The following is a 26,659-nucleotide window of genomic DNA, read 5'->3' on the forward strand; positions in this document are numbered from 1 at the left end:
ATTACGACTCGGCGCTCAGCACCATAAACAACACCATCGCCGCCATCGGCACGCCGAACACGGCACTGCCAATCGCTATTTCCGAACCCAGCGGTTGGCCGGCATGCACCACACCCACCGCGCCATTAATGACCGTCAATGCCAGCCACAGGGCGGCGAAGCCGTAGGCCATGGTCTGGCGGCTGAAGCCGATGCGCTCGCCGATGTAGAGCATCAGGGCGAGCAGGACCAGGCCGAAGAAAATGATGATGGCGGTGTGCATGGCGGGTTCTGCCTGGTGAAGGATTGCCTGAAGGATCGCTTTCGCGAGCAGGCTCGCTCCCACAATGGATCTCGGCTGGACATAAATTTTATGTACACAGGAAATCCCTGTGGGAGCGAGCCTGCTCGCGATACGGCCAACTCGGTGTCATTTAAAGCATAGCCAATCCAGCCAACTGCTCTGTAGCTGACCGTTGATTACCTTATGGCTGGCGTGTGACAGCGAGGCGTATAGCAGGGCTCACTCTCGATTACGATCAATTTCAAGATGTGTCGTTTGAATTATTGGCTGAGAGTTACACCTATAGTTGCCAACACTAAATGCCTTGATGAAAGGATTTCATATGAAATTCCCGGTCGTTCTGCACAAGGATGCCGACTCAGACTACGGAGTGATTATCCCGGATGTCCCGGGCTGCTTCTCCGCAGGTGCTACCGTCGCAGATGCTTTTGAAAACACTCAGGAAGCGTTGGCGCTTCACTATGAGGGGTTGGTCGCCGACGGGGCGCCGTTGCCTCAAGTACGGGACATTGATGCGCATCTTGATAACCCGGATTACGCCGGAGGAATCTGGGGTGTGGTCGATTTTGATATCACCCCTTATTTCGGCAAGTCAGTGCGTTTTAACGCCACGCTGCCTGAACAGTTGCTTGAGCGTATTGACCAGACAGTCCGACGTGACCAGCGCTATCGATCCCGCTCCGGTTTTCTCGCGGCGGCTGCCTTGCGCGAATTGTCGGTATAGCGACGTCAGGTGCTCTCGCGCTCGATGACTTTGCACTGCAGCAGATTCAAGCGCTGTACATCGACGGTCGGCAGCACGCCAAGGCTTTCCAGCACCCGTGTCGCGGCCAGTACACCGATCTCCAGCGCCGGTGGTTTGATCGTGCTCAGGCTCGGCAGGAGCATCTCGGCGAACGGGTAGTCGCCGAAGCCAAGCACGGCGCAGTCTTCGGGGATTTTCAAACCGGCGCGTTGCCCGGCGAGCAGGCCGCCGGCGGCGAGGTTGTCGTTGGCGAAGATGATCGCGTCGGGGCGCGGTGAGGCGTGCATCAGGGCGTCCATCGCCTGTTTTCCGGCCTCGAATGGCGCGCGATCGGCGTCGGGTGCGAACACCCAGGGTTCTAATCCAGATTCGCGCAGAGTCGCCGTGTAACCGTCGCGCCGCTCCAGTGCGCTGAGGTCACCCGGGGCACTGTTCTGCACGAAGGCGATACGTTGGTAGCCCTTTTCGAGTAGATATCTGGCGGCTGTTACACCCACTTCAAAATGCGAAAAACCAATCTGCATCGGCTCCCGCTCCGGCTGGTAATCCCACGTCTCGATCACCGGCACATCCGCCTCGGCAATCATCTTTTCCGTGCCCGTACTGTGGAAGTGACTGGTCAGCACCAGCGCCGCTGGCGACCAGCCAAGAAACGCGCGCACGGCGTTTTCTTCCTGCTCGGTACTGAAGTAGCTCGACGCCAGCAACAGCTGATAGCCATGGCGGCTGAGCGTGTCGCTGAAGCCTTGAATCGTGTTGGCGAAGATCGGCCCGGAGATGTTCGGGATCACCATGCCGACGATTTTCCCCCGAGACGAAGCCAGTCCGCCGGCCACCAGATTCGGCACGTAACCCAACTCCGCCACCACCGTCGCAATCCGCTCGCGGCGCTCGGGCGAAACCTGCTCGGGTTGATTGAAGTAGCGCGACACGGTAATCGCCGAAACCCCGGCCTCACGTGCCACGGCATTCAGGGTCACGCGTCCGGCGCCACGGCGTTTGCGGGGTTTTTCTTCGGTCATGGTTTGATCCCTGTTAAAAACCAAATCGCATATAAAAGTAATTTTTCAGTATTGGACGCTCTATGGGTGGCTTGCCAATACTGTCGATGGTAGCGCTAACAAAGCGCGCTGTCTGCTACTCGCTCGAGCGAATGCCCAAGACACCGATTCAGGCGCTGTCGTCGCAGAACGGCAGCGGTTAAGGGCCAATTTCGAGCGGGCAAACATGCACAACATTCCTGGGGCGAGACAAACACTGGCGCAGTCGATTCGCGCCGCCGGCTGGTTATTCACGGGGTTGGCGGCGTTGCCGTTGCCCAACGCATTCGCTGCCGAGAGCAGTGATCAGGAGCCGACTCTCAAATCCGTGACCGTCACTGCCACGCGCCGCGAAGAGTCGCTGCAAAAAGTGCCGGTGGCGGTCTCGGTGATCGACGGCGAACAGCTTGAGCGCGATAACCGCAACGGCGTGGCGAGCATCGTCCAGCAGGTGCCATCGCTGAACTTCCGCACTGGCGCTTCGAACAAGGACACCTCGTTGTTCGTGCGCGGCGTCGGTACGATTTCCACCTCGCCGGGCGTCGAGCCGACCGTGGCGACGGTGATCGATGGCGTGGTCTACGCGCGCCCCGGCCAATCCACTCTCGACTTGCTGGATCTGGAGCGCGTCGAGGTTTTACGCGGCCCGCAGGGCACGCTGTTCGGCAAGAACGCCTCGGCCGGCGTGCTCAACATCACCAGCAAGGCACCCACCGCCGAGACCCATGGCTACATCGATCAGTCGTACTACAGCGGCAACGAAAGCCGCAGCCGTTTCGGCATTGGCGGCAGCCTGATTCCGGACACGCTCAAAGGCTCGATCAGCACGCTGTTCGGCACCTACGACGGCAACGTCGACAACAAACACAACGGTCAGGAGGTCAACGGCTACAACCACCGCGGTGTACGCGGCAAACTCGAATTCACCCCGAATGACGACGTCACCTTCACCCTGATCGCCGATTACATGCAGTCCCACGACGACGGCCCCAACGGCGTGGTCAGCAAGTCGTTGACCCCGGCCTTTGCCAACGCGCTGAGCCCGGTCGATGCGAGCAGCCACAACCGCGACATCAACACCGACACCCGCAGCCACGTCGAGGACACCAACAAAGGCCTGTCCGGCCAGCTCGACTGGCAATTGGGCGATTACACCCTGACGTCGATCACCGCATGGCGCGGCTGGGACAACACTCAGTATCAGGACGGCGACCGTCTCGGCACGGTGACAGCAGCGTTCCCCGGCACGGCGGATAAAGGTGATCTGGCCTTCGATCAATATTCGCAAGAGCTGCGCCTGGCGTCTCCAAAGGGTGAATTCCTTGAATACGTCAGCGGCCTGTTCTACATGCACGGCAAGGACGACGAAACCTATCAGCGCACATTGACCACGACCACGCGCACCGACCGTGGCGTCGCCAATTACAGCACCACCAGCAACAGTTACGCAGTGTTTGGCGAAAGCACGCTGAATTTCACCTCGGACTTTCGCGGTATCGCCGGCCTGCGCTACACCCACGATGATCTGGAATACGATCACCGCCGCGTTTCGACTTCGGCGACCACCGTCAGCGGCATTCAGCCGGCCACCAGCAGCTCAGGTTCTGTCGACGAAGACGGCTGGTCCGGCCGCCTCGGTGTGCAGTACGACTTGAGCGATGCCGTCACTACGTATCTGACCTACTCGCGCGGCTACAAAGGCCCGGCCTACAACGTGTTCTTCAACATGCAGCCGCGTGATACCGAAGCGCTGAAACCGGAAACCTCCAACACTTGGGAAGCGGGGATCAAAGCGACGAGCTGGAACAATCGCCTGACCACTAATCTCGCGGTGTTTCACAGCGATTACGACAACTATCAGGCGAACTTCTTTGACACCGTCGCCGGTCAGGTCGTAACGCGCCTGATCAACGCCGGCAGCGTCAGCACCGAAGGCGTCGAACTCGACTACGCCTTGCAGGCGACCCAACAATTGAAGCTGTCCGGCGCACTGGCCTACACCCGCGCCCGCATCGACGAATTCGCCTGCCCGGCGGGCGCGGCGGCGTCGTGCAACGTCAACGGCAAACCGCTGCCGTTCAGTCCGGACTGGAAAAGCTACGTGCGCGCCGACTACACCATCCCGCTGGATAACGGCCTGGATATCGAACTCGGCACCGACTACAGCTGGCAAAGCGAAGTGCAGTACGACATCAGCCAGAACGTCGACACCAAACAGGGCGCGTACGGCATCTGGAACGCCAGCGTGGCTTTGGCTGATTACAACAATGGCTGGCGCGTCGCGCTGCTGGGCAAGAACCTCACCGACAAGTCCTATTCGCCATTGCTCGCCAGCGGCGGCAACTACATCTACCGCGCCGTGCCACGGGATGACGAGCGCTACTTCGGCGTGCAACTGCGCAAGGATTTCTGACGATGGGCAGACAGTTGAAACTCGGCGCGTTTCTCATGGCCACCGGGCACCATGTGGCAGCGTGGCGTCATCCTGATGTGCCGGCCAATGCGGGTCTGGATTTCGCTCATTACAAGCGGTTGGCGCAGATTGCCGAAGCGGCGAAATTCGACGCGCTGTTTGTCGCTGACAGTGTCGCTGCGCCGACCCAGAACATCGCCAGTCGCATGGCGCGCTCCGATCACTTTGAACCGCTGACGTTGCTCTCGGCGCTGAGTGCAGTGACCGAGCACATCGGTCTGATTGCCACGGCGACCACCAGTTACAACGAGCCGTATCACGTGGCGCGTAAATTCGCTTCGCTCGATCATCTGTCGGGTGGGCGCGCGGGGTGGAATCTGGTGACCTCGGACAATGCTGCCGAGGCGCTTAATTTCGGTCGTGACGAACATATCGGCCATGCCGAACGCTACAGCCGAGCGCGCGAATTTCATCAGGTAGTCACCGGGCTTTGGGACAGTTGGGAGGACGATGCGTTTGCGCGCGACAAGGCCAGTGGGGCGTATTACGACCCTTCGAAACTGCATGTGCTGGATCACGTCGGTGAACACTTCAGGGTCAAAGGTCCGCTGAACGTTGCGCGTTCGCCGCAGGGGCAACCGGTGATTGTCCAGGCCGGATCTTCCGAAACCGGTCGCGAACTGGCGGCGCAAACGGCTGAAGTGGTGTTCACCGCGCAAACTTCATTGGCCAGCGCCCAAGCGTTTTACGCTGACCTGAAAGGACGCTTGCCCAAGTTCGCACGCAGCGCTGATTCTCTGAAAATCATGCCCGGCGTTTTCGTGGTTGTCGGCGATACAGAAGCCCAGGCGCAGGAAAAATATGAAACGTTTCAGCAATTAGTCGAACCCGAGGTTGGCGTGGCCTTGCTTGGGCGTATGCTGGGCAACTTCGATTTGTCGAAGTACCCGCTGGACGGGCCGTTACCGGAGTTGCCGCTGACCGAAAGCGGTCAGCAGAGCCGGCAAAAATTGCTCACTGAGCTGGCAGGGCGGGAGAACCTGAGCCTCGCCGGACTCGGACGCAAGATTGCTGGCGGACGTGGGCATTACAGCCTGGTCGGTACGCCCGAGCAGATCGCTGATCGCTTGCAGGAATGGTTCGAACAGGGCGCGGCGGATGGCTTCAACGTGCTGGTGCCGCACTTGCCGGGCGGGCTCGAGGATTTCGCTAATGGCGTGGTCCCGGAACTGCAACGGCGTGGGTTGTTCAGAACTGAATACGAAGGCCGGACATTGCGCCAGAACCTGGGTCTCGCCCGACCCGACAACCGATTTGTGTAACACGCTCGACACCCATTCAAGACAGACAAGAGAGGATTCGATGACTTACACCGCTGCCGAAAACCGCTACGACTCCATCCCTTACCGCCGCGTCGGCCACAGCGGTCTGGTGCTGCCGGCGCTGTCGCTGGGCCTGTGGCACAACTTTGGCGACAGCACGCCGATCGACACCCAGCGCGCCTTGCTGCGCACCGCGTTCGATCTGGGAATCAATCACTTCGACCTGGCCAACAACTATGGCCCGCCGTACGGCAGCGCCGAGATCAATTTCGGCCGCCTGCTGCGTGAAGACTTCAAGCAGTACCGTGACGAACTGATCATCTCCAGCAAGGCCGGCTGGGATATGTGGCCCGGCCCATACGGCCAGGGCGGTGGTTCGCGCAAATACGTGCTGGCCAGCCTAGACCAGAGCCTGCAACGCCTCGGTCTGGACTATGTGGATATCTTCTATTCGCACCGCTTCGACCCGGACACCCCACTGGAAGAAACCGCCAGCGCCCTCGCCACAGCCGTGCAGCAGGGCAAGGCGTTGTACATCGGTATCTCGTCGTACTCGGGGGGGAAAACCCGCGAGATCGCGGCGCTGTTGAAAGAGTGGAAAGTGCCGCTGCTGATTCATCAGCCGGCGTACAACCTGCTCAATCGCTGGGTGGAAAAAGATCTGCTGGATACCACCGATGAACTGGGTACTGGCGTAATTGCCTTCACGCCGCTGGCGCAAGGCCTGCTCACTGACAAATACCTCAACGGTGTGCCGGCGGATGCACGGGTCAATCGTCCGGGCGGTGGTTCGCTGCAGGCTTCGCACCTGTCCGACGCCAACATCGCTCACGTGCGCGCATTGAACGAGATCGCCAAACGTCGAGGTCAGAGTCTTGCGCAATTGGCGCTGGCGTGGACGCTGCGCGATCCACGGGTGACTTCTGCGCTGATTGGTGCGAGCCGGCCGGAGCAGATTATCGAAAACGTCGGGGCGTTGAAGAATCTGAGTTTCAGTGCTGAAGAGTTGGCGGAGATTGACCGGTTTGCCCAAGAGGGCGGGATCAATCTTTGGGAGAAGCCTTCGACGGCGGAGTGATGAAGATTGGGTTGGGTCAGCAAGATCCAACCCCCTCACCCCAGCCCTCTCCCCCAAGGGGGCGAGGGGAAAGGGAGCCGATCTTCACGCTTTTCAAAACTTAAGTTCAACCAGATATTTCAGGTCGATGTAGTTGGTACAAACACCTCGGTCAGTCCCCTCTCCCTCTGGGAGAGGGTTAGGGTGAGGGGCTTTTGCTTTTAAAAGGACTAGCGGAAGAACGGCACATCCCCCAACACCGTAGCCCGCTGCATCACCCGCCGCGCAGGCCGGTAATCATCCACCGCGTAATGCTGGGTCACGCGGTTATCCCAGAACGCAATATCGTCCTGCTGCCAACGCCAGCGAATGGTGAATTCCGGCCGCGTTGCATGAGCAAACAGAAACTTCAGAATCGCCTCGCTCTCGGTTTCCGACAGCTCATTGATCTTCGACGTGAAGCCTTCGTTGACGAACAATGAACGCCGCCCGCTCACCGGATGGGTACGAATCACCGGGTGCGACAGCGGTGGATTCTTGCGCCGCGCCTCTTCCCACTGCGCCAGGGCTTCAGGCGTATTGCCGTAGCGTTCCAGCGGAAACGAGCGAGTGAAATCGTGGGTGGCGGTCAATCCTTCGAGCAAACCTTTCATCGGCGCCGACAGCGCTTCGTACGCAGCAATGCCGCTGGCCCACAAGGTGTCGCCACCAAATTCCGGCAACAGCTTTGCACTGAGTACGGCGCCCATCGCCGGGGTCGGCAGGAAGGTCACGTCGGTGTGCCAGATCGCATTGTCACGCACGTCGGTGACGGCGGTGTCGAGGATCAGCACTTCTGGTTGTTCGGGCACGTTCGGGTAGATCGGGTGAATGTGCAGGTCACCAAAGTACGCAGCAAAACGCGCCTGTTGCGGTGGTTCGATCGGCTGGTTACGGAAGAACAACACCTGATATTTGAGCAGCGCCTGCTCGATGGCGTCGCGGTGTTCCAGGCTCAGTGGCTGGCTGATGTCGACGCCGCTGATCTGTGCGCCGAGGGCCGAGCTTAATGGGGTGATGTTGAGGCTGCTCATGGTCTTTCTCTTCAATTCCGGATAACCACCTCACTGTAGGAGCTGCCGAAGGCTCGGGCCGCGATCGGACGATCTTTTGATCTTGTTTTTAAGAAGATCAAGATCAAAAGATCGTCCGATCGCGGCCCGAGCCTTCGGCAGCTCCTACAGGGGGATTCAAAAAGTTTTAGTGGGCCTGGCCGTGCCATGGCACCAGTTTGCGCTGCAGGGCGCGCAAGCCCATTTCCATGGCGAAGGCGATCAGGGCGATGACCAGAATCCCCAGCACCACCACATCGGTGACCAGGAACTGCGCGGCCGACTGCACCATGAAACCCAAGCCACTGGTGGCGGCGATCAATTCAGCCGCGACCAGCGTCGACCAACCGACCCCCAGACCAATGCGCACGCCAGTCAAAATGTCCGGCAGGGCGCTCGGCAAAATCACATGACGAATCAGCTGCAAACGCGTCGCACCCAACGACTGCGCCGCACGCAATTTCGCCGGATCAACGGTGCGCACGCCGGTGGCGGTAGCGATGGCAATCGGCGCAAAAATCGCCAGATAAATCAGCAGCACTTTCGACAACTCGCCGATGCCGCACCAGATCACGATCAGCGGCAGATAGGCCAGCGGAGGAATCGGCCGATAGAACTCGATCAGCGGATCGAGCACACCACGGGCGATGCGGTTGGCACCGATAGCAATGCCCACTGGCACAGCGGTCAAAATTGCACAACCGAGGCCCAGACCGATGCGGCTCAGGCTTGCGCCGAGGTGCTGCCACAACGTCGAATCCATGTAGCCGGTGGTCGCCAGCAACCAGCCCTTTTGCAGCACGGCGGACGGTGGCGGCAGGAACAGCGGTTCAATCAATCCAGTGGCCGTTACGGCCCACCAGATGGCCAACAAAGCAAACAGCGTCAGCAGGCTGATCCAGCGCGTACTGAGGCTGCGACGCAGCGGAATCGCCACCGAAGCGCTGACCGGTTTTACGGCCGCCGAAGAAACGTCGTAACTGCTCATGCGCGCTCCTGCCGTTGCCCGGCGCTGCGTTGCGAGAACACTTTGCTCAGCACGTGTTCGCGGGTTTCGATAAAACCCGGATCGGATTTGATCGCACGGGCGGATTCGCCAGCGGCGTAACGCTGACCGAAATCCAGATGCAGACGCTCAACGATCTGCCCCGGATTCGGCGCGAGCAGAATCAGGTCAGTGGCGAGGAACACCGCCTCTTCAATGTCGTGGGTAATCAGGAAAACCGGCTTGGCGGTGCGCTGCCAGACTTGCAGCAACAGCTCCTGCATCTGTTCGCGAGTGAAGGCGTCGAGGGCGCCGAAGGGTTCGTCCATCAGCAACACACGCGGGTCAGCGGCGAGGGCGCGGGCGAGGCCGACGCGCTGTTTCTGGCCACCGGACAGTTGCCAGATGCGGCGGCTTTCGAACCCGGAAAGATCGACCAGCGCGAGCATTTCACGGGCGATCTTTTCGCGTTTGTCCCTGGCGACACCGGCCAGCTCCAGACCGAATGCAACGTTGGCCAGCACGTCCTGCCAAGGCAGCAACGCGTCGTCCTGGAACACCACGCCACGTTCGGCGCTCGGGCCTTTGACGGGCACGCCGTCGAGGGTGATGCGCCCGGCGCTCGGTTCGACGAAACCGGCAATCAGGTTCAACAGCGAAGTCTTGCCACTGCCGGACGGGCCGAGGGCGACCAGCAATTGCTGAGGCCCCAGGGTCAGAGAAATATCCGCCAGCACCGGTGTCGGGCTGCCCGGGTACTGTGCGCTGATGCGCTCCAGTTGTAGCAAGGCCATCGCGGTTAACTCCCGATCAGTTGGTGATGTACTTGGCGCTGACGTACGGCGCGTAGTCCGGCAGAACGGCTTCGACCTTGCCTTGCTCCTTGAGGAACGCGGCGGTGTCGGTGATGGCTTTGGTGGTCGGCGCGCCGAGGGTGACGACCTGATCAGCGGCCAGCGGGTAGACGTTGCCTTGCAGCAGCAGCGGAATATCGCTGGCCTTGGCGCCGGAGAGTTTCACCAGTTTGTCGACGTTGGATTGGTCGGCGAGCCAGGCTTTCGGGTCTTTGCGGTAATCGGCGTAGGCGTCGAGCGTGACCTTGGCGAACGCGGTGACGATTTCCGGGTGCTTCTCGGCGAAGTCTTTGCGCACGATCCACGCATCGAAGGTTGGTGCGCCGAACTTGGCCAGCTCGCCGGAAGTGATCAGCACTTTGCCGTTTTCCTTGGCCACACCGAGTGCCGGATCCCAAACGTACGTGGCGTCGATATCACCGCGTTTCCACGCGGCGATGATCGCTGGCGGCGCAAGGTTGAGCACGGTGACTTTTGACGGGTCGATGTTCCAGTGCTTCAACGCGGCCAGCAGGCTGTAGTGACCGGTGGACACAAACGGCACGGCGACTTTCTTGCCGATCAGATCCTGCGGGGACTTGATGCCGGAACCGTCGCGGGCGACCAGGGCTTCGGCAGCGCCGATCTGGGTCGCGATGAGGAAGGTTTCGACCGGAACTTTGCGGGTGATCGCAGCGGTCAGCGGGCTCGAACCGAGGTAGCCAATCTGCACGTCACCGGACGCGATGGCGGCGATGATGTCGGCGCCGTTGTCGAACTTGCGCCAGGCGATATCGGCTTTGGTGGCTTTTTCGTAAGCGCCGTCGGCCTGGGCGACTTTCGCCGGGTCAACGGTGGTTTGGTAGGCGACGGTGAGGTCGGCGGCCTGCGCCAGGAAGCTTGCAGCGGCCAACGAGGCCACGGCCAGCAGGCGAAGCGGGAAATTCAGTTTCATTGAACAGCTCCATATCAGGCGACCGAACGTCGGCGTGAAAGGAGACTAAATGATCTAAGAATCAGTAAATAAATAACTTTTTCGAATGAGCTTATGAGCGGAAAAATCTAAGGAGGGGGTCAGATCGTTCCTACACTCTGCGTGGGAATGCAGCCGGTGACGCTCCGCGTCACCTGGACGCGGAGCGTCCCTTGAGGCGTTACCACGCGGAGCGTGGGAACGATCAGAATTGTGGATATTTCGGATCTTGCGTTCGACATTAGATCCTTGCCCCCTCACCCCAGCCCTCTCCCCCAAGGGGGCGAGGGGGGAAAGGGGGCCGATCTCTGTGCTTTTCAAGGCCTGAGTTCGGCGCGGTATTTCAGGTCGGCGTATTTCGCAGCAACAACTCGGTCAGTCGCCTCTCCCCCAGGGGGGCGAGGGGAAAGGGGGCCGATCTCTGTGCTTTTCAAGGCCTGAGTTCGGCGCGGTATTTCAGGTCGGCGTATTTCGCAGCAACAACTCGGTCAGTCGCCTCTCCCCCAGGGGGGCGAGGGGAAAGGGGGCCGATCTCTGTGCTGTTCAAGGCCAGAGTTCGGCGCGGTATTTCAGGTCGGCGTATTTCGCATCAACAACTCGGTCAGTCCCCTCTCCCTCTGGGAGAGGGCTAGGGTGAGGGGCTTTTAGTTACTGATCGCCAGAATACTCGCCTGATACGACCCGACAAACACGTCGAAATCACCGACTTCGTTCTGCTCCAGCTCAGCCTGCGCTGCCAGAGAAGTACGCGCCAACTCTTCAAACTTCGCCTGCTCATCCGCCGCCAACGGCTCACTACGGAAAAACTCGGCATGCGCCTGGCTCTGACGCAGCGAGAACTGCGCAAAGCTTTCCTTGTGCTCAGCCATCGCCGCCAGCACCTGCGCCGAAGGCGTCAGCGATGGGTCTCTAACCTTTGCCAACTGAGCATCCAGCGCCTTGCTGTGCGCGTCGCCGCCATGGCTTTGATCCAGCAACGCCGCCAGCGGGGAGATTTGCTCCAGCAGTTCTGCTGCCCAAGTCTTCATCTCGACCGGTTGACCGTCACGCTGCAATTGCAGGCCCGGACGACGACCTTCTTTAACCACGCTGAGGAAGTTCGATGTGGCATTGCCGCACGATGTGTTGGTCAGCAACGGACTGTCGTTCAGCGCGCAATACAGCAGGAACGCGTCGAGGAAACGCGACTCGGTCAGGTCGATGCCCATCGGCAGGAACGGGTTGATGTCCAGGCAACGCACTTCAACGTACTGAATACCCCGCGCCACCAGCGCCTGAATCGGCCGCTCGCCAGTGTAGGTCACACGTTTCGGGCGGATGTTGGAGTAGTACTCGTTTTCGATCTGCAGGATGTTGGTGTTGAGTTGCACCCACTCACCATCCTGGTGCGTGCCGACTTCAACGTACGGCGCGTACGGCGTGGCCACGGCTTTGCGCAGGCTGTCGGTGTAGCTCGACAGATCGTTGTAGCACGGCGTCAGGCCGGCCTGGGCGTTGCTCTGGTAACCGAGGTCGCTCATGCGCAGGCTGGTCGCGTACGGCAAATACAAGGTGTCCGGATCGAGTTGTTCCAGCTGATGCGAACGACCACGGAGGAAACCGGCGTCCAGCGCAGGTGACGCCCCGAACAGGTACATCAGCAGCCAGCTGTAGCGACGGAAATTACGGATCAGCGCGATGTAGGAGACCGACTGGAAATCGCGATCCGTGCCAACAAAACCTTCAGTCTGGCGCAGCAGCGGCCAGAGCTTTTCCGGCAGCGAGAAGTTGTAGTGAATCCCGGCAATGCACTGCATGGTCTTGCCGTACCGCAGGGCCAGGCCCTTGCGATAGACGTACTTGAGCTGACCGATGTTGGAGGTGCCGTAATAGGCGATCGGAATGTCTTCCTCGGCCGGCAACGGGCACGGCATCGATGGACTCCACAGGTACTCGCTGCCGAGTTTGCTGTAGGCAAAACGGTGAATCTTGTCCAGGCTCGCCAGTGTGTCGGCAGGATCCGGCAGGGCAGGCGTGATGAATTCCAGCAGCGACTCGGAGTAGTCGGTGGTGATTTGTTCGTTGGTCAGCGCGGAACCCAAGGCTTCGGGGTGCGGCGTTTGCGCCAGGCGACCTTCGCTGGTCACGCGCAGGCATTCACGTTCGATACCGTGCAGGCACTGCTCGAGCAGAGAGAGGTTAGCGCGCTCGCCGAGCAGAGCCAGGCGGCGGTTGAGAAGTTCGCTCAATTTGGATTCCTTCACGCGTCAGTCGCCCCAATATGGGGGTGGGCAGGACGGTCTACAAGGGTGAAGTTGAAACTGGCGTTTTCGCCTGGTTTTGTAGCGGCAGGCCATTTGCCGGTCAGTCAGAAACTGCACAATCCCTGTGGGAGCGAGCTTGCTCGCGAAGAGGGTTTATCAGCCAACATTTCGGTTGCCTGACACACCGCCTTCGCGAGCAAGCTCGCTCCCACAAGGTTCGTTGCGCCGAAATTAACTCAAATTGATGACCACAAGCTACAGGACAGCGAACGTGCCTTGCGCTTTTGCGACCAGTTTGTCGCCCTGCATCACGTCGGCTTCGACCACCAGAGTGCGGCGGCCCGGGTGGATGACCCGCGCCGTGCACATCACCTCGCCATCGGAAACGGCGCGGATATAGTTGATCTTGCACTCGATGGTCGCGCTCTGCTGATCGAAGCCATGAGTGCTGGAACAGGCCAGCCCCATGGCGATGTCGACCAGACTGAACAGCGCGCCACCGTGCAATTTGCCGCCGCGATTGCGCAGTTCGGGTTCCAGCACCAGGGCGACTTGCGCCACCCCGGTTTCCAGGCTGTGCAGGCGGCAGCCCAACAGCTTGAAAAACGCGCTCTCGACGAGCCCGGCCGGAATCTCCATCAGCGTTTCTTCAATTGCTTGGCGTTGGCGAACAGCGAGGCCATCGCATTGTTCACCGGCGCAGCGGTGGCGGTTTCCTTGCGTGGCGCGTTGTTCGACGGCTGGCGTTGCGCCGAGCCCGGACGCGAGCCACGGGCACCGTCGATTTTCTCGCCCGGGGTGTCGCCCATGCGCATCGACAGACCAACGCGTTTACGCGGGATGTCGACTTCCATGACCTTCACTTTCACCACGTCGCCGGCCTTCACCGCTTCGCGCGGATCCTTGATGAACTTCTCCGACAGTGCCGAAATGTGCACCAGACCGTCCTGATGCACGCCGATGTCGACGAAGGCACCGAACGCGGTCACGTTGGTCACCACGCCTTCGAGAATCATCCCCAGTTGCAGATCCTTGAGGTCTTCGACGCCTTCCTGGAACTCGGCAGTCTTGAACTCCGGACGCGGGTCGCGGCCCGGTTTTTCCAGCTCTTGCAGAATGTCAGTGACGGTTGGCAGACCGAAAGTCTCGTCGGTGAATTTCTTCGGATCCAGACGCTTGAGGAAACTCGCATCACCGATCAGCGAACGAATATCGCGGTCGGTTTCAGCGGCAATGCGCTGTACCAGCGGATAGGCTTCCGGGTGAACTGCCGAGGAATCCAGCGGGTTGTCGCCGTTCATGACGCGCAAGAAACCGGCCGCCTGTTCGAAGGTTTTTTCGCCCAGACGCGCGACCTTCTTCAGTGCTGCACGGGTTTTGAACGCGCCGTGCTCGTCGCGGTGAGCGACGATATTTTGCGCCAGCGTGGCGTTGAGGCCGGAGATCCGGGCCAGCAGCGCTACCGAAGCGGTGTTCACGTCAACGCCGACGGCGTTCACGCAATCCTCGACCACAGCATCCAGACCACGCGCCAGTTTCAACTGCGACACGTCGTGTTGGTATTGGCCGACACCGATGGATTTCGGATCGATTTTCACCAGCTCAGCCAGTGGATCCTGCAGGCGACGGGCGATGGACACGGCGCCACGGATCGACACGTCCAGATCCGGGAACTCCTTGGCCGCCAGTTCCGACGCCGAGTACACCGATGCACCCGCTTCGGAAACCATGACCTTGGTCATCTTCATCGCTGGGTATTTTTTGATCAGCTCGATTGCCAGTTTGTCGGTCTCACGGCTGGCGGTGCCGTTGCCGATAGCGATCAGGTCAACCGAGTGCTTGGCGCACAGGGCCGCCAGAATGGCGATGGTCTGATCCCATTTGTTGTGCGGCACGTGTGGGTAAACCGTGGCGTGATCCAGCAGTTTGCCAGTCGAGTCGACCACGGCCACTTTGCAACCGGTACGCAGGCCCGGGTCGAGACCCAGAGTCGCGCGCGGGCCGGCCGGGGCGGCCAATAGCAGGTCGTGCAGGTTGTGCGCAAAAACGTTGATCGCTTCGGTTTCGGCGCCGTCACGCAGTTCGCCGAGCAGGTCGGTTTCCAGATGCGTGTAGAGCTTGACCTTCCACGTCCAGCGCACCACCTCGCCGAGCCATTTGTCGGCCGGGCGGTTCTGGTTCTGGATGTTGAATTGCTGGCCGATCATGCCTTCGCACGGGTGCATGGTGCCCGGCAGCTCGTCGCCGACTTTCAGCGCAGAGCTGAGGATGCCTTCGTTGCGGCCACGGAAAATCGCCAGTGCGCGGTGCGACGGCATGCTTTTCAGTGGTTCGTCGTGTTCGAAGTAGTCGCGGAATTTGGCGCCTTCTTCTTCCTTGCCAGCGATGACGCGGGCACTGAGGGTCGCTTCCTGCTTGAGATAGTTACGCAGTTTTTCCAGCAGGCTGGCGTCTTCGGCGAAGCGTTCCATCAGGATGTACTTGGCGCCTTCCAGCGCTGCCTTCACATCGGCCACGCCTTTTTCGGCATCGACGAAACGTGCAGCTTCGGATTCCGGGGTCAGATTCGGGTCGTTGAACAGACCGTCCGCCAGGTCGCCGAGGCCGGCTTCCAGGGCGATCTGGCCCTTGGTGCGGCGCTTTTGCTTGTACGGCAGGTACAAGTCTTCGAGGCGGGTTTTGGTGTCGGCGAGTTTGATGTCGCGTTCGAGTGCAGGGGTGAGTTTGCCTTGCTCTTCGATGCTGGCGAGGATGCTGATGCGCCGTTCGTCGAGTTCTCGCAGGTAGCGCAGACGTTCTTCCAGATGACGCAACTGGGTGTCATCAAGGCTGCCGGTGACTTCTTTCCGGTAACGGGCGATGAAGGGAACGGTAGAGCCTTCATCGAGTAGCGCGACGGCCGCTTCGACCTGTTGTGGGCGTACACCGAGTTCCTCGGCAATGCGGCTGTTGATGCTGTCCATAAAACCACCTGACATATTGTGAAAGCAGGCTCGCAGGCACGGAAACAAAGGCCCGGAGTCTGGTTGAGCGGCTAGAAAATTGCCGCTGCCTGGGTCAAAAGGCAGCCCGTTGACCCGTGAAATCGAACAATTACTGCGCCGGGCAGGAAAAAAAGCCTGCCACCTGCGGTAACGATTCAGACGTTGCCTGGCACAAAACGCCGCGCATTATAACCAGCGTTCTGTCATTCGGGGGCGTTGCAGTCTGTAGGCATAAACCCCGGTTTTCTGGCAGTGAAGGAAAAATCTGCTAACAATGCACACGGTGCGTATAACGGCAGCTACGCCATAATGCGCGCCGAGCTAAAAGGAGCATCCAATGAGCAGCACTGCACAAACTGCTGAAGGCGAAAAAATTCTCATCGTTGACGACGATCCAGGGCTGAGCAGCCTGCTGGAACGTTTTTTCGTCAGCAAGGGCTACCGTGCCCGTACCGTACCGAACACCGAGCAGATGGATCGTCTGCTGTCGCGTGAAGTCTTCAATCTGGTCGTCCTCGACCTGATGCTGCCCGGCGAAGACGGTCTGACCGCTTGCCGCCGCCTGCGTGGCGCGAACAACCAGATTCCGATCATCATGCTCACCGCCAAGGGCGATGAGTTGAGCCGCATCAAGGGCCTGGAACTGGGCGCCGACGATTATCTGGCCAAGCCGTTCAACCCGGATGAGCTGATGGCCCGCGTCAAAGCCGTATTGCGTCGCCAGGCCACACCGGTACCAGGCGCACCGGGCAGTGAAGACGAAAACGTCACGTTCGGTGATTACGTATTGTCGCTGGCCACTCGCGAACTGAAACGCGGCGACGAAGTGCACATGCTCACCACCGGTGAGTTTGCGGTACTCAAGGCTCTGGTGATGAACGCGCGTCAGCCGCTGACTCGCGACAAATTGATGAACCTGGCCCGTGGTCGCGAGTGGGATGCCCTTGAGCGTTCCATCGATGTGCAGATTTCCCGTCTGCGCCGCATGATCGAGCCGGATCCGTCGAAGCCGCGCTACATCCAGACCGTCTGGGGCGTGGGCTACGTGTTTGTACCGGATGGCGCCGCCACCAAGTGATCGGCGATTTGTAGGAGCGGGTCTGCAGGTTTTGGTCGAACGGCCATGCCCGCAGACTCGCAATCCGCAATATGCGAGCATTGCTCGCTCCTGCAAGTGTGTAGCGGTTATAGATGAAAACCCCTGTCTGGTTCCCCCAAAGTTTTTTCTCCCGCACCCTCTGGCTGGTGCTCATCGTCGTGCTGTTTTCCAAGGCGCTGACCCTGGTTTATCTGTTGATGAACGAGGACGTGCTGGTGGATCGCCAATACAGCCACGGCGTCGCCCTGACGCTGCGAGCCTATTGGGCTGCCGATGAAGAAAACCGCGCGAAGATCGCTGATGCCGCCACCCTGATTCGGGTCGTGGGCGCCGGTGTGCCGGAAGGCGAACAGCACTGGCCGTACAGCGAAATCTACCAGCGGCAGATGCAGGCGGAGCTGGGTGCCGACACCGAAGTGCGCTTGCGCATGCATTCACCGCCAGCGTTGTGGGTGCGCGCACCGAGCCTGGGTGACGGCTGGTTGAAGGTGCCGTTGTATCCGCACCCGCTGCGCGGCCAGAAAATATGGAACGTGCTTGGCTGGTTCCTGGCGATTGGTTTGTTGTCGACGGCGTCTGCATGGATTTTCGTCAGCCAGCTCAATCAACCCTTGAAGCGTCTGGTCTATGCCGCCCGGCAGCTTGGTCAGGGTCGCAGCGTACGTCTGCCGATCAGCGATACGCCGAGCGAGATGACCGAGGTGTATCGCGCCTTCAACCAGATGGCCGAAGACGTCGAACAGGCCGGGCGCGAGCGCGAGTTGATGCTGGCCGGTGTGTCCCATGATTTGCGCACGCCGCTGACCCGGCTGCGGCTGTCGCTGGAGTTGATGGGCGATCGCAATGACCTGACCGATGACATGGTGCGCGACATCGAAGACATGGACGCGATTCTCGACCAGTTCCTCGCGTTCATCCGCGACGGTCGTGACGAGTCGGTGGAAGAAGTGGATTTGACCGATCTGGTGCGCGAGGTTGCGGCCCCGTACAACCAGAATGAAGAGAAAGTGCGTTTGCGTCTGGAGCCGATCCAGCCGTTTCCGCTGCGTCGGGTGTCGATGAAGCGCTTGCTGAACAACCTGATCGGTAACGCCTTGAACCATGCCGGCGGTCACGTTGAAGTCGCAGCTTACGTGTCCGGTGACGTCAGTGCGCCGTATGTGGTGCTGAGCGTGATGGACCGGGGCGCGGGGATTGATCCTTCGGAACTGGAGGCGATCTTCAACCCGTTTACCCGGGGGGATCGTGCCCGGGGCGGGAAGGGCACCGGGTTGGGGTTGGCGATTGTGAAGCGGATTGCTTCGATGCATGGCGGCAATGTTGAGCTGCGCAACCGGTCCGGTGGAGGCCTGGAAGCGCGTGTCAGGTTGCCGCTGGGGCTGATGCTTCCTCGGGATGCGGTGTAGATCAAAGACATCCTCGCCCCAGCCCTCCCGAAACGTCGGACCGCCCGGAGGAAGAGGGGGCAGACCGAGGTGTCTGGCGTTAGACATCGACCTGCAAAATCAGGTCGATTATGGATTCAGCGATGCTCGTTCAAGTCGGTGTACTTCTTCAATATCCCCCAATCAGTCCCCTCTCCCTTTGGGAGAGGGTTAGGGTGAGGGGCTCTTGCTCTTCGCTTTAGCCTTTCCCCTTGGTCCGGGTCATGTTCGGCCCGCCGTTCTTCTCAAGATGCTCGATGATGATCCCCGCCACGTTCTTGCCGGTGGTGGTCTCGATACCTTCCAGCCCCGGCGACGAGTTTACTTCCATCACCAGCGGCCCGTGATTGGAGCGCAGGATATCCACACCCGCCACCGCTAGGCCCATGACCTTCGCTGCACGCAACGCGGTCATGCGTTCTTCCGGGGTGATCTTGATCAGGCTGGCGCTGCCGCCGCGATGCAGATTGGAGCGGAATTCGCCCGGCTTGGCCTGACGCTTCATCGCCGCGATCACTTTGTCGCCGACCACGAAGCAACGAATATCCGCACCGCCGGCTTCCTTGATGTATTCCTGGACCATGATGTTCTGCTTCAGGCCCATGAAGGCTTCGATCACCGACTCTGCCGCCGTGGCGGTTTCGCACAGCACCACCCCGATGCCTTGGGTGCCCTCCAGAACTTTGATCACCAGCGGGGCGCCGTTGACCATGTCGATCAGGTCAGGAATATCGTCCGGCGAGTGGGCAAATCCGGTGACCGGCAAGCCGATACCGCGACGTGACAGCAGTTGCAGCGAACGCAGCTTGTCGCGCGAACGGGCGATGGCCACCGACTCGTTGAGCGGAAATACCCCCATCATTTCGAACTGGCGCAACACCGCGCAGCCGTAGAACGTCACCGATGCACCGATCCGCGGGATCACCGCATCGAAGCCTTCCAGCGGTTTGCCGCGATAGTGGATCTGCGGCTTGTGGCTGGCGATGTTCATGTAGGCGCGCAGGGTGTCGATCACTACCATTTCATGCCCGCGCTCGGTTCCGGCTTCGACCAGACGGCGGGTGGAATACAGACGCGGGTTCCGCGACAGCACAGCGATCTTCATGCAACACCTGTGGAGGAGGTAGATACCGGGAACACCGGCTTGTCTTGTACGTACTTGATGCCCGGATTGACCACCAACTGGCCATCGATCAGGGCTTTGGATCCGAGCAACAGGCGATAGCGCATGGACTTGCGGCAGGCGAGCGTGAACTCGACCGGCCAGACCCGATCACCGAGGGCCAGGGTGGTGCTGATGACGTAGCGCACCTGCGCATGGCCGTTGGAGCTTTTGATGGTTTTGCGTGTTACCAGGGGGGCTTCGCAGCGGCGGTGGCGCAACTGCACCACCGTGCCCAGGTGCGCAGTGAATCGCACCCACTTCTCGCCGTCGCGTTCGAACGGCTCGATGTCGGTGGCATGCAGGCTGGAGGTGCTGGCGCCGGTGTCGATTTTTGCTCGCAGGCCCGCAACTCCCAAATCCGGGAGCGCCACCCACTCGCGCAGACCGACAACGGTCAAATGGTCAAATGTCTTCAAAAAAATGCTCAACCGTGACAACCGCTTCGGCCCGCACGAGGCCGGATTCGCGGTATTCACGCAGAATAAGGGTTAAAAGGCGACAGATTTCTACAGCCCGGATTTCCGGCCCCTGAAGCAGGCGCCGAAACGCGCGCATTGTAATCCGGGACGCGGTCATTCATGACATGAGTGAAACGGTAGTACAGTTCATCAATATTTCAGAATGAGGAAATGCCATGGCACAAAAAAGCGAAGAGGACGACAAGGTCCGTCTCGACAAGTGGCTGTGGGCCGCGCGGTTCTACAAAACCCGCGCGCTGGCCAAAGCGGCGATCGAAAGTGGCAAGGTGCATTGTCGCGGCGAGCGCTGCAAGCCTGGCAAAGAGCCACGCATCGGCGATGAGTTCGAGATTCGTACCGGGTTTGAGGTGCGTACGGTGAAGGTCGAAGCATTGTCGATTGTGCGACGCGGCGCACCCGAAGCGCAGACGTTGTATGCGGAGACCGAGGCGAGTATTGCCAAACGTGAAGCGGCTGCGGTGATGCGCAAGGCGGGGGCGTTGGGCGTGAGCACCGATGGCAAACCGAGCAAGAAGCAGCGGCGGGATTTGTTCAAGTTTCGCGGCAGCAGCAACGACGAGTAAGCGCGTTGTTGATGCAGGCCTCTTCGCGAGCAGGCTCGCTCCCACAGGAGATTGCATTCCAATGTGGAAGCGAGCCTGCTCGCGAATCGAGGGCGCAGCCCTCGCCGAAGACAGTTCGGTATCAGGCGCTACGCACCACACTCATCCGCGAAACCAGTGGCAACTTGCCCAGCAACGCGAAGATCGGCGCCGTCACCTTCAGCCAGAAGTTCGAGGCGTGATACGCAAACGGCGTGTAGTAACCCCAGCCCAACGCCCATACCGCCAGCAATACGCCACCGATGTAATCGTCCTGACCCCAATGCGCACCGGCGACCAGGCGCGGCAGCATGAACAACAGCGCCAGGCCCCAGATCGTCACAAACTGGCCGGCCGTACGGCTGAACACGCCCATGAACAGCGCCCAGATCAACAACACTGAAGCGTGGTCACCGGGAAAGCTCTGGCTCGAGCGATCCTTCACTTCCCAGGTTTTTTCCAGATTCGGGAAGTAATCGCTGATGTGCACGGCACCCTCAAGCATCATCGACGGGCTGCTGTGCTGCCAATCCATATGGTCGGCGAACTTGGAAAACAGCGCGCGAATCACCACCATCAACAGCAGGATCGAAAGAAAACCGAAAAAAGCCCGGCGCACGTCAATCGCCTTGAACACCCAGTCGCCCTTGATCAGCAGCGTCAGCAGGATCAAGCCAACGACGATGTCGAACGGACGCATACTTGCAATTGCCCAGATGTGGAGCCATATCGGGTTGCTGGCCAGCGGTGCATTGAGTGAGCGAAACAGCCACTCGTCGAAAATCACACACAGCGAGTTGCCCGTAGGCCATAACCAGAAAGCCAGTAGCGCTAATGGCACTATGTTGCATAGAACCAGCCGGCCGAGGCTCCACCTTGATTGGAACAAACCCGGATTGTTCATAAAATGCCTCCCATGGCAGAGCAGTCGGCACCAAAAAGAGTGCCAAGAAGCGCAAATTTTCACGTCTTGTAACCATTTTGTCACCACATTCAGATACCCAAAATTATGACCGACCTACCGGATACCGATTTCACCCAACGTTTCATCTTTGATGACAGCGACACACGCGGCGAACTGGTTGCTCTTGAGCGCAGCTACGCCGAAGTCCTCGCCAAGCACCCGTACCCGGAACCGGTTGCGCAATTGCTGGGCGAACTGATGGCGGCCGCGTCGTTGCTGGTGGGCACCTTGAAGTTCGACGGCTTGCTGATTCTGCAGGCGCGTTCCGAAGGTCCGATCCCGATGCTGATGATCGAGTGCTCCAGCGAGCGCGAAATCCGTGGTCTGGCGCGTTATCACGCTGACCAGATTGCCGCGGACGCTACCCTCGCCGATCTGATGCCCAATGGCGTGCTGGCGTTGACCGTCGACCCGACTGTCGGCCAGCGCTATCAGGGCATCGTCGATCTCGACGGAGAAACCCTGTCCGATTGCTTCACCAACTATTTCGTCATGTCGCAACAGGTCGGCACCCGCTTCAAGCTGTTTGCCGACGGTCGTCGCGCTCGTGGCCTGCTGCTGCAGCAACTACCGGCAGACCGTCTGAAAGACGAAGAAGATCGCGCCGCCAGCTGGCAGCACATCACCGCGCTGGCCACTACCCTGACCGCCGATGAATTGCTCAGCCTGGACAACGAAACCGTACTGCATCGCCTCTACCACGAAGAGCAGGTTCGTCTGTTCGATGTGCAGAAACTGCGCTTCCGTTGCAGCTGCTCGCGGGAACGCTCCGGCAATGCGTTGGTCAGTCTCGGTCTGGAAGATGCGCAGCAATTGGTGGTCGAGCACGGTGGCAACATCGAGGTCGATTGCCAGTTCTGTAACGAGCGCTACCTGTTCGATGCCACGGATGTTGCTCAATTGTTCGCTGGCGCAGGCGTCGACACGCCGTCAGATACCCGGCACTAAAACGGTTCAGCGCAGGTAAATTCACTGCGTAACGACGGAATATCGCCGTTACGACGGGAGGACCCTACTCTTTTTGGGCTTTTCTGGCATAATCCGGCCCACTTTTTTCGCGGTAGTAGTGCACGACTTTCTACTACAAAACGTTTGGAGCACACTCGGCCACTGGCCGACGGGGAACCTCATGACGCAAGCCAATAACGCCGTGTACACCGATCTGAGTGTTGATGATCTGGTAAAAGAAGCCCTGAACCGCGGTGAGGGCGAGCTTGCCGATACCGGCGCTCTGGTTGTTCGCACTGGTCACCGCACCGGTCGTTCGCCTGTTGACCGTTTCATCGTTGAAGAGCCTTCCACCCAGGCCGCTATCGCCTGGGGCCCGATCAACCGCAAGTTCCCGGCCGACAAGTTCGATGCGCTGTGGGCTCGCGTAGAAGCCTTCAACAACGCGCAAGAGCACTTTGTGTCCCACGTGCATGTAGGCGCGGCGGAAGATCACTACCTGGCCGTGAAAATGACCACCCAGACTGCCTGGCAGAATCTGTTCGGTCGTTGCCTGTTCATCAACCCGGCCCAGTACAACCCGGCCGGTCGTGAAGAGTGGCAAGTACTTAACGTGGCCAACTTCGAGTGCGTGCCTGAGCGTGACGGCACCAACTCCGACGGTTGCGTGATCCTCAACTTCGCGCAGAAGAAAGTGCTGATCGCCGGCATGCGTTACGCCGGTGAAATGAAGAAAGCCATGTTCTCCGTGCAGAACTTCCTGCTGCCGGCCGCTGACGTGCTGCCAATGCACTGCGCTGCCAACATCGGCGAAGAAGGCGACGTGACCCTGTTCTTCGGTCTGTCGGGCACCGGTAAAACCACCCTGTCGGCCGACGAAAGCCGTTACCTGATCGGTGACGACGAACACGGCTGGGGCGAAGGCGTTGTCTTCAACATCGAAGGCGGCTGCTACGCCAAGTGCATCGACTTGTCCGAGAAGAACGAGCCGGTCATCTGGAAAGCCATCAAGCACGGCGCGGTGCTGGAAAACGTCGTGATCGACGACGCCAAGCACGCCGACTACGCCGATGTCAGCCTGACCCAGAACAGCCGCGCCGCGTACCCGCTGGAGCACGTTGCCAAACGTTCCGAGAAGAACCTCGGTGGCGAGCCAAACGCGGTGATCTTCCTGACCTGCGACCTGACCGGCGTACTGCCGCCCGTGTCGATCCTCAACGAAGAACAAGCGGCCTACCACTTCCTGTCCGGCTACACCGCACTGGTGGGCTCGACTGAAATGGGTTCGGGCAGCGGCATCAAGTCGACCTTCTCCACCTGCTTCGGCGCACCGTTCTTCCCGCGTCCGGCGGGCGAATACGCAGAACTGCTGATCAAGCGCATCCGCGGCTTCGGCTCCAAGGTTTACCTGGTCAACACCGGCTGGACCGGCGGCGGCTACGGCGTCGGCAAACGCTTCAACATCCCGACCACCCGCGCAGTGATCGCCGCGATCCAGAGCGGCGCACTGATCGGTGCGGCCACCGAGCACCTCGACACCATCAACCTCGACGTGCCACTGGCCGTACCGGGCGTTGAAACCAACCTGCTCAACCCACGCAACACCTGGGCTGACAAGGCTGCGTACGACGAGGCTGCGAAAGCACTGGCCGGTCTGTTCATCGAGAACTTCAAGAAGTTCGAAGTGAGCGACGCGATCAAGGCTGCGGGGCCTAAGTTGTAAGATTGGTTTGTTGTGAATGAAAAAGCCGCCCCTAGGGGCGGCTTTTTTGTGGGTAATGTCTCGTCCTGGATAAGGTTTACACCTTCTGGCTTTTTATCAGGAAGGTGCAATGGATACGGGCGCAAAACGTAGTCAGCGCGATTACACGCTGACTTTTAAATTGTCGGTTGTCGACCAAGTAGAAAAAGGCGAGTTGAGTTATAAAGAGGCTCAACGGCGTTATGGGATTCAGGGTCGATCGACGGTGTTGGTCTGGTTACGCAAGCATGGTCGACAAGATTGGAGCCAAGGCGCCTCCATTCGTACGCAGAGGACTCGACCGATGGACGAGCCAACTTTGCCTTTGACCCCCGAGCAGAGAATCAAAGAGCTTGAGGAGCAACTGGCACTAGCAAATCAGAAAGCCAAATTCTTTGAAGATGTGGTTGATGTCTTGAAGAATGACTACGGCGTATCCATTGTAAAAAAGCGGCCCGGCAAGTCGTTGCGCAAACCCAAACCCTGAGTGTCAGCAGGGCTTGCCAGTTTATGGGGATCAGTCGCCAAGCCTTTTACAAGCGTGATCGCGTCTATCGGGCGCGAGTCGATCAAGATCAGAAACTCATCAAGTTTGTGCAGGCAATCCGAGTGCGCCAACCCTGCATTGGCGCACGCAAGCTCCAGTCATTGATGCACGCGGAGCGTGAGAAACCTGAGTTGCATGTTGGCCGGGATCGCTTGTTTGAAGTGCTGCGCGAGCACCGGCAGTTGGTTCGCAGGAAACGGGCCTATCACAAGACGACCGACAGCCATCATCACTTTCGCTGCCATCCCAATCTGCTAAAGCCAGGTCCGCAGCAAGTCGTTGCAACCGGTCCGGAACAGGTCTGGGTGGCCGATATTACTTACCTGTCCACCCAGCGTGACGATCCGGTCTACCTGAGCCTGGTCACAGATGCCTTCTCAAGAAAAATTGTCGGTTATCACGTGCATGGCAGCCTGCATGCCGACTCGGTGGCCCAAGCCTTACGCATGGCGTTAAAGGCACGTCGAACACGTCAGAAACTGGTCCATCACTCGGATCGAGGAGTCCAGTACTGCTCGGCGCTGTATCAAAAGCTCCACGCCAAGCATGGCATCACGTGTTCGATGACGGATGGCTACGACTGCTACCAAAACGCCTTGGCAGAGCGGGTCAACGGCATCTTGAAAACAGAACTATTACTCCACCGGCCGACAGACTTGGCGCAAGCGGAGCAAATGGTGCGACAAGCGATCCTGATCTACAACCAGGAACGCCCGCACCTGTCCTTAAAATACAAAACGCCCGATGCGGTGCATCGGGCGTTGGGGTGAAACAGGTGTAAACCTATTTCAGGACTAGACATAACTTATCCTGAGGCAAAGGGTTGACTGCCATTATTCCCGCAGAAAAGGACATAAACTGCCAGAATACTTCCACTTATGCGCGGTGTATTTCCGCAATGGTACTCCCGATGCCTCAGCATTCAAGAGCATGAGCTCCTTGTAAAGTCAGTTCATTCATCATTCTGCATTGACGATGTGAGCAAAGACGAATAGCCTTGTTTCCGAGCGCGAAACCAGTTGCCTCCCAGCGGCAATAACTGGCGTAGGAACCCCGTCGATGGTTGGGACATCAGCGTAGGGTGAGACCTCCACACCCCTGCTTGAGGGTGTGTATATGAATATCAAGCTTCAAGTTCGAGGGCTACTGTCACCAGTAGCCCTTTTTCTTTGCCTTCAAAAAGTGAGTAGCGCTTGTACAACAAATCGCCATGGCGATGCTTGTTGAGCGATTTAGCGTCTGTGTGCATGTAGTTCCAGAGTACTTGGCCATGGACGATCACAACACTCACTAACATTTGCCTTTTTGACTCATACGCGCCGATGAAAGCCAATCGGTCAGTACCGTCGGTAAAGGCGACTTTCCATATTTCCAGCGGGCCTGTGAGCGTATCCAGGGCAAGCCTCACATAACGTTCCCGGGCATCCGTACGCTTTTCAACGATGTGATAAATACTGCTGCGCAGGATCGATACTTCGCCCAAAGGTGTCCCTACTGACAGGGACAGGATTGAAGGGTGATTAAATCCAAGGTGCTGGGCGGTAACTTCAATGGCGTCTTCATGGGATGTCGCAGCGATGACCTCCTCTATTGCCTGAGTACGCAGTTCGCGTGCGAGGGTGCGCAGGTCTGGTAATTTGCTTTCTACCCATGTGGGTTGCCCCTTCACTTCAGAAATCTTGGGTCGTAACGTGTCCGTGCTCAAATGTGCTGCTCAGATGTGTACGTTGGCTAGGCCACTG

At 59.3% G+C, this 26,659-nt stretch carries 22 protein-coding genes and 1 pseudogene; 10 read left to right on the forward strand and 13 right to left on the reverse strand.

Annotation, left to right across the window (positions count from 1 at the left end; all coding sequences use genetic code 11):
- Position 1: 1 nt before the first annotated feature.
- On the reverse strand, positions 2–262 hold the full coding sequence (locus P3G59_RS01305; RefSeq protein ID WP_034151866.1) for a hypothetical protein: 261 nt from the start codon (positions 260–262) through the stop codon (positions 2–4).
- 343 nt (positions 263–605) lie between these two features.
- Here P3G59_RS01305 and P3G59_RS01310 point away from each other — a divergent pair, with 343 nt between their 5' ends.
- Entirely contained in the window at positions 606–1,007 is a 402-nt protein-coding gene (locus tag P3G59_RS01310) for a type II toxin-antitoxin system HicB family antitoxin (RefSeq protein WP_242489225.1), read from the forward strand.
- 5 nt (positions 1,008–1,012) lie between these two features.
- Here P3G59_RS01310 and P3G59_RS01315 read toward each other — a convergent pair whose 3' ends face one another.
- On the reverse strand, positions 1,013–2,050 hold the full coding sequence (locus tag P3G59_RS01315; protein ID WP_277760155.1) for a LacI family DNA-binding transcriptional regulator: 1,038 nt from the start codon (positions 2,048–2,050) through the stop codon (positions 1,013–1,015).
- 205 nt (positions 2,051–2,255) lie between these two features.
- Here P3G59_RS01315 and P3G59_RS01320 point away from each other — a divergent pair, with 205 nt between their 5' ends.
- Genes P3G59_RS01320 through mgrA form a run of 3 tightly spaced genes read left to right on the forward strand, consistent with a single transcriptional unit; the run spans position 2,256 to position 6,881 of the window.
- Entirely contained in the window at positions 2,256–4,481 is a 2,226-nt protein-coding gene (locus tag P3G59_RS01320; RefSeq protein ID WP_277760156.1) for a TonB-dependent receptor, read from the forward strand.
- 2 nt (positions 4,482–4,483) lie between these two features.
- On the forward strand, positions 4,484–5,803 hold the full coding sequence (locus P3G59_RS01325; RefSeq protein WP_277760157.1) for an LLM class flavin-dependent oxidoreductase: 1,320 nt from the start codon (positions 4,484–4,486) through the stop codon (positions 5,801–5,803).
- A gap of 40 nt (positions 5,804–5,843) precedes the next feature.
- A complete protein-coding gene (mgrA, locus tag P3G59_RS01330; protein WP_277760158.1) occupies positions 5,844–6,881 on the forward strand; it encodes an L-glyceraldehyde 3-phosphate reductase in 1,038 nt (345 codons plus the stop codon).
- 209 nt (positions 6,882–7,090) lie between these two features.
- On the opposite strand, the gene tauD is transcribed toward mgrA, so the two are convergent.
- The 7 genes from tauD to P3G59_RS01365 all read right to left on the reverse strand — a co-directional run bounded on the left by tauD (position 7,091) and on the right by P3G59_RS01365 (position 15,948).
- Positions 7,091–7,933, reverse strand: coding sequence for a taurine dioxygenase (gene tauD, locus P3G59_RS01335; protein ID WP_277760159.1), 843 nt, complete (start codon positions 7,931–7,933; stop codon positions 7,091–7,093).
- A 166-nt stretch (positions 7,934–8,099) separates the two neighbouring features.
- Positions 8,100–8,939, reverse strand: a complete 840-nt coding sequence (gene tauC / locus P3G59_RS01340) for a taurine ABC transporter permease TauC (RefSeq protein ID WP_277760160.1) — start codon at positions 8,937–8,939, stop codon at positions 8,100–8,102.
- Positions 8,936–9,730 carry a taurine ABC transporter ATP-binding subunit gene (tauB, locus tag P3G59_RS01345; protein WP_277760161.1) on the reverse strand — a complete coding sequence of 265 codons (795 nt, stop codon included), beginning with the start codon at positions 9,728–9,730 and terminating at the stop codon, positions 8,936–8,938. Before tauB ends, tauC begins: the two co-directional genes overlap by 4 nt.
- A gap of 16 nt (positions 9,731–9,746) precedes the next feature.
- The gene (gene tauA, locus P3G59_RS01350; RefSeq protein WP_277760162.1) at positions 9,747–10,724 is read right to left on the reverse strand and encodes a taurine ABC transporter substrate-binding protein; all 978 of its coding nucleotides are present in this window, start codon (positions 10,722–10,724) and stop codon (positions 9,747–9,749) included.
- A gap of 662 nt (positions 10,725–11,386) precedes the next feature.
- Positions 11,387–12,970 carry a glutamate--cysteine ligase gene (gshA, locus tag P3G59_RS01355; protein ID WP_277760163.1) on the reverse strand — a complete coding sequence of 528 codons (1,584 nt, stop codon included), beginning with the start codon at positions 12,968–12,970 and terminating at the stop codon, positions 11,387–11,389.
- Positions 12,971–13,240: 270 nt separating this feature from the next.
- Positions 13,241–13,624 carry a PaaI family thioesterase gene (locus tag P3G59_RS01360; protein WP_053116527.1) on the reverse strand — a complete coding sequence of 128 codons (384 nt, stop codon included), beginning with the start codon at positions 13,622–13,624 and terminating at the stop codon, positions 13,241–13,243.
- The gene (locus P3G59_RS01365) at positions 13,624–15,948 is read right to left on the reverse strand and encodes a Tex family protein (RefSeq protein ID WP_277760164.1); all 2,325 of its coding nucleotides are present in this window, start codon (positions 15,946–15,948) and stop codon (positions 13,624–13,626) included. The genes P3G59_RS01360 and P3G59_RS01365 overlap by 1 nt, the downstream gene beginning before the upstream one ends.
- Before the next feature lie 358 nt (positions 15,949–16,306).
- Here P3G59_RS01365 and ompR point away from each other — a divergent pair, with 358 nt between their 5' ends.
- Both ompR and P3G59_RS01375 read left to right on the forward strand, forming a co-directional pair.
- On the forward strand, positions 16,307–17,047 hold the full coding sequence (gene ompR, locus P3G59_RS01370; RefSeq protein WP_007917928.1) for a two-component system response regulator OmpR: 741 nt from the start codon (positions 16,307–16,309) through the stop codon (positions 17,045–17,047).
- Between the two features lie 113 nt (positions 17,048–17,160).
- Positions 17,161–18,474, forward strand: a complete 1,314-nt coding sequence (locus P3G59_RS01375; protein WP_007917930.1) for an ATP-binding protein — start codon at positions 17,161–17,163, stop codon at positions 18,472–18,474.
- 217 nt (positions 18,475–18,691) lie between these two features.
- Here P3G59_RS01375 and rimK read toward each other — a convergent pair whose 3' ends face one another.
- Both rimK and P3G59_RS01385 read right to left on the reverse strand, forming a co-directional pair.
- A complete protein-coding gene (gene rimK / locus P3G59_RS01380) occupies positions 18,692–19,597 on the reverse strand; it encodes a 30S ribosomal protein S6--L-glutamate ligase (RefSeq protein WP_007949201.1) in 906 nt (301 codons plus the stop codon).
- A complete protein-coding gene (locus P3G59_RS01385; protein WP_171057267.1) occupies positions 19,594–20,055 on the reverse strand; it encodes an ATP-dependent zinc protease in 462 nt (153 codons plus the stop codon). The genes rimK and P3G59_RS01385 overlap by 4 nt, the downstream gene beginning before the upstream one ends.
- A 236-nt stretch (positions 20,056–20,291) precedes the next feature.
- Between P3G59_RS01385 and P3G59_RS01390 the strand changes: the two genes are divergently transcribed.
- On the forward strand, positions 20,292–20,699 hold the full coding sequence (locus P3G59_RS01390; RefSeq protein WP_277760165.1) for a S4 domain-containing protein: 408 nt from the start codon (positions 20,292–20,294) through the stop codon (positions 20,697–20,699).
- Positions 20,700–20,820: 121 nt separating this feature from the next.
- Here P3G59_RS01390 and P3G59_RS01395 read toward each other — a convergent pair whose 3' ends face one another.
- Entirely contained in the window at positions 20,821–21,621 is an 801-nt protein-coding gene (locus P3G59_RS01395) for a phosphatase PAP2 family protein (RefSeq protein WP_277760166.1), read from the reverse strand.
- Between the two features lie 105 nt (positions 21,622–21,726).
- On the opposite strand from P3G59_RS01395, the gene hslO reads away from it, so the two are divergent.
- From hslO to P3G59_RS01410, 3 genes and pseudogenes are all read left to right on the forward strand, one after another.
- A complete protein-coding gene (hslO, locus tag P3G59_RS01400; RefSeq protein ID WP_277760167.1) occupies positions 21,727–22,629 on the forward strand; it encodes an Hsp33 family molecular chaperone HslO in 903 nt (300 codons plus the stop codon).
- 181 nt (positions 22,630–22,810) lie between these two features.
- On the forward strand, positions 22,811–24,352 hold the full coding sequence (locus tag P3G59_RS01405; protein WP_025110978.1) for a phosphoenolpyruvate carboxykinase: 1,542 nt from the start codon (positions 22,811–22,813) through the stop codon (positions 24,350–24,352).
- A 109-nt stretch (positions 24,353–24,461) separates the two neighbouring features.
- Positions 24,462–25,715: pseudogene (locus tag P3G59_RS01410) on the forward strand (IS3 family transposase).
- A gap of 325 nt (positions 25,716–26,040) precedes the next feature.
- Here the strand turns inward: P3G59_RS01410 and P3G59_RS01415 are convergent.
- Positions 26,041–26,586 carry a PBECR2 nuclease fold domain-containing protein gene (locus P3G59_RS01415; protein WP_277760168.1) on the reverse strand — a complete coding sequence of 182 codons (546 nt, stop codon included), beginning with the start codon at positions 26,584–26,586 and terminating at the stop codon, positions 26,041–26,043.
- Positions 26,587–26,659 lie beyond the last annotated feature (73 nt).

It is taken from the genome of Pseudomonas sp. A34-9, assembly GCF_029543085.1.
GTDB lineage: Bacteria > Pseudomonadota > Gammaproteobacteria > Pseudomonadales > Pseudomonadaceae > Aquipseudomonas.

Bases quoted from the DNA above. Each gene is read 5' to 3' on its own strand.
- tauA (WP_277760162.1), bottom strand. From the start codon at position 10,724: ATGAAACTGAATTTCCCGCTTCGCCTGCTGGCCGTGGCCTCGTTGGCC.
- P3G59_RS01325 (WP_277760157.1), top strand. From the start codon at position 4,484: ATGGGCAGACAGTTGAAACTCGGCGCGTTTCTCATGGCCACCGGGCAC.
- P3G59_RS01305 (WP_034151866.1), bottom strand. From the start codon at position 262: ATGCACACCGCCATCATCATTTTCTTCGGCCTGGTCCTGCTCGCCCTG.
- rimK (WP_007949201.1), bottom strand. From the start codon at position 19,597: ATGAAGATCGCTGTGCTGTCGCGGAACCCGCGTCTGTATTCCACCCGC.
- P3G59_RS01390 (WP_277760165.1), top strand. From the start codon at position 20,292: ATGGCACAAAAAAGCGAAGAGGACGACAAGGTCCGTCTCGACAAGTGG.
- tauC (WP_277760160.1), bottom strand. From the start codon at position 8,939: ATGAGCAGTTACGACGTTTCTTCGGCGGCCGTAAAACCGGTCAGCGCT.
- mgrA (WP_277760158.1), top strand. From the start codon at position 5,844: ATGACTTACACCGCTGCCGAAAACCGCTACGACTCCATCCCTTACCGC.
- ompR (WP_007917928.1), top strand. From the start codon at position 16,307: ATGAGCAGCACTGCACAAACTGCTGAAGGCGAAAAAATTCTCATCGTT.
- hslO (WP_277760167.1), top strand. From the start codon at position 21,727: ATGACCGACCTACCGGATACCGATTTCACCCAACGTTTCATCTTTGAT.
- P3G59_RS01360 (WP_053116527.1), bottom strand. From the start codon at position 13,624: ATGGAGATTCCGGCCGGGCTCGTCGAGAGCGCGTTTTTCAAGCTGTTG.
- P3G59_RS01405 (WP_025110978.1), top strand. From the start codon at position 22,811: ATGACGCAAGCCAATAACGCCGTGTACACCGATCTGAGTGTTGATGAT.
- P3G59_RS01395 (WP_277760166.1), bottom strand. From the start codon at position 21,621: ATGAACAATCCGGGTTTGTTCCAATCAAGGTGGAGCCTCGGCCGGCTG.
- P3G59_RS01320 (WP_277760156.1), top strand. From the start codon at position 2,256: ATGCACAACATTCCTGGGGCGAGACAAACACTGGCGCAGTCGATTCGC.
- tauD (WP_277760159.1), bottom strand. From the start codon at position 7,933: ATGAGCAGCCTCAACATCACCCCATTAAGCTCGGCCCTCGGCGCACAG.
- P3G59_RS01375 (WP_007917930.1), top strand. From the start codon at position 17,161: ATGAAAACCCCTGTCTGGTTCCCCCAAAGTTTTTTCTCCCGCACCCTC.
- P3G59_RS01310 (WP_242489225.1), top strand. From the start codon at position 606: ATGAAATTCCCGGTCGTTCTGCACAAGGATGCCGACTCAGACTACGGA.
- P3G59_RS01365 (WP_277760164.1), bottom strand. From the start codon at position 15,948: ATGGACAGCATCAACAGCCGCATTGCCGAGGAACTCGGTGTACGCCCA.
- P3G59_RS01315 (WP_277760155.1), bottom strand. From the start codon at position 2,050: ATGACCGAAGAAAAACCCCGCAAACGCCGTGGCGCCGGACGCGTGACC.
- tauB (WP_277760161.1), bottom strand. From the start codon at position 9,730: ATGGCCTTGCTACAACTGGAGCGCATCAGCGCACAGTACCCGGGCAGC.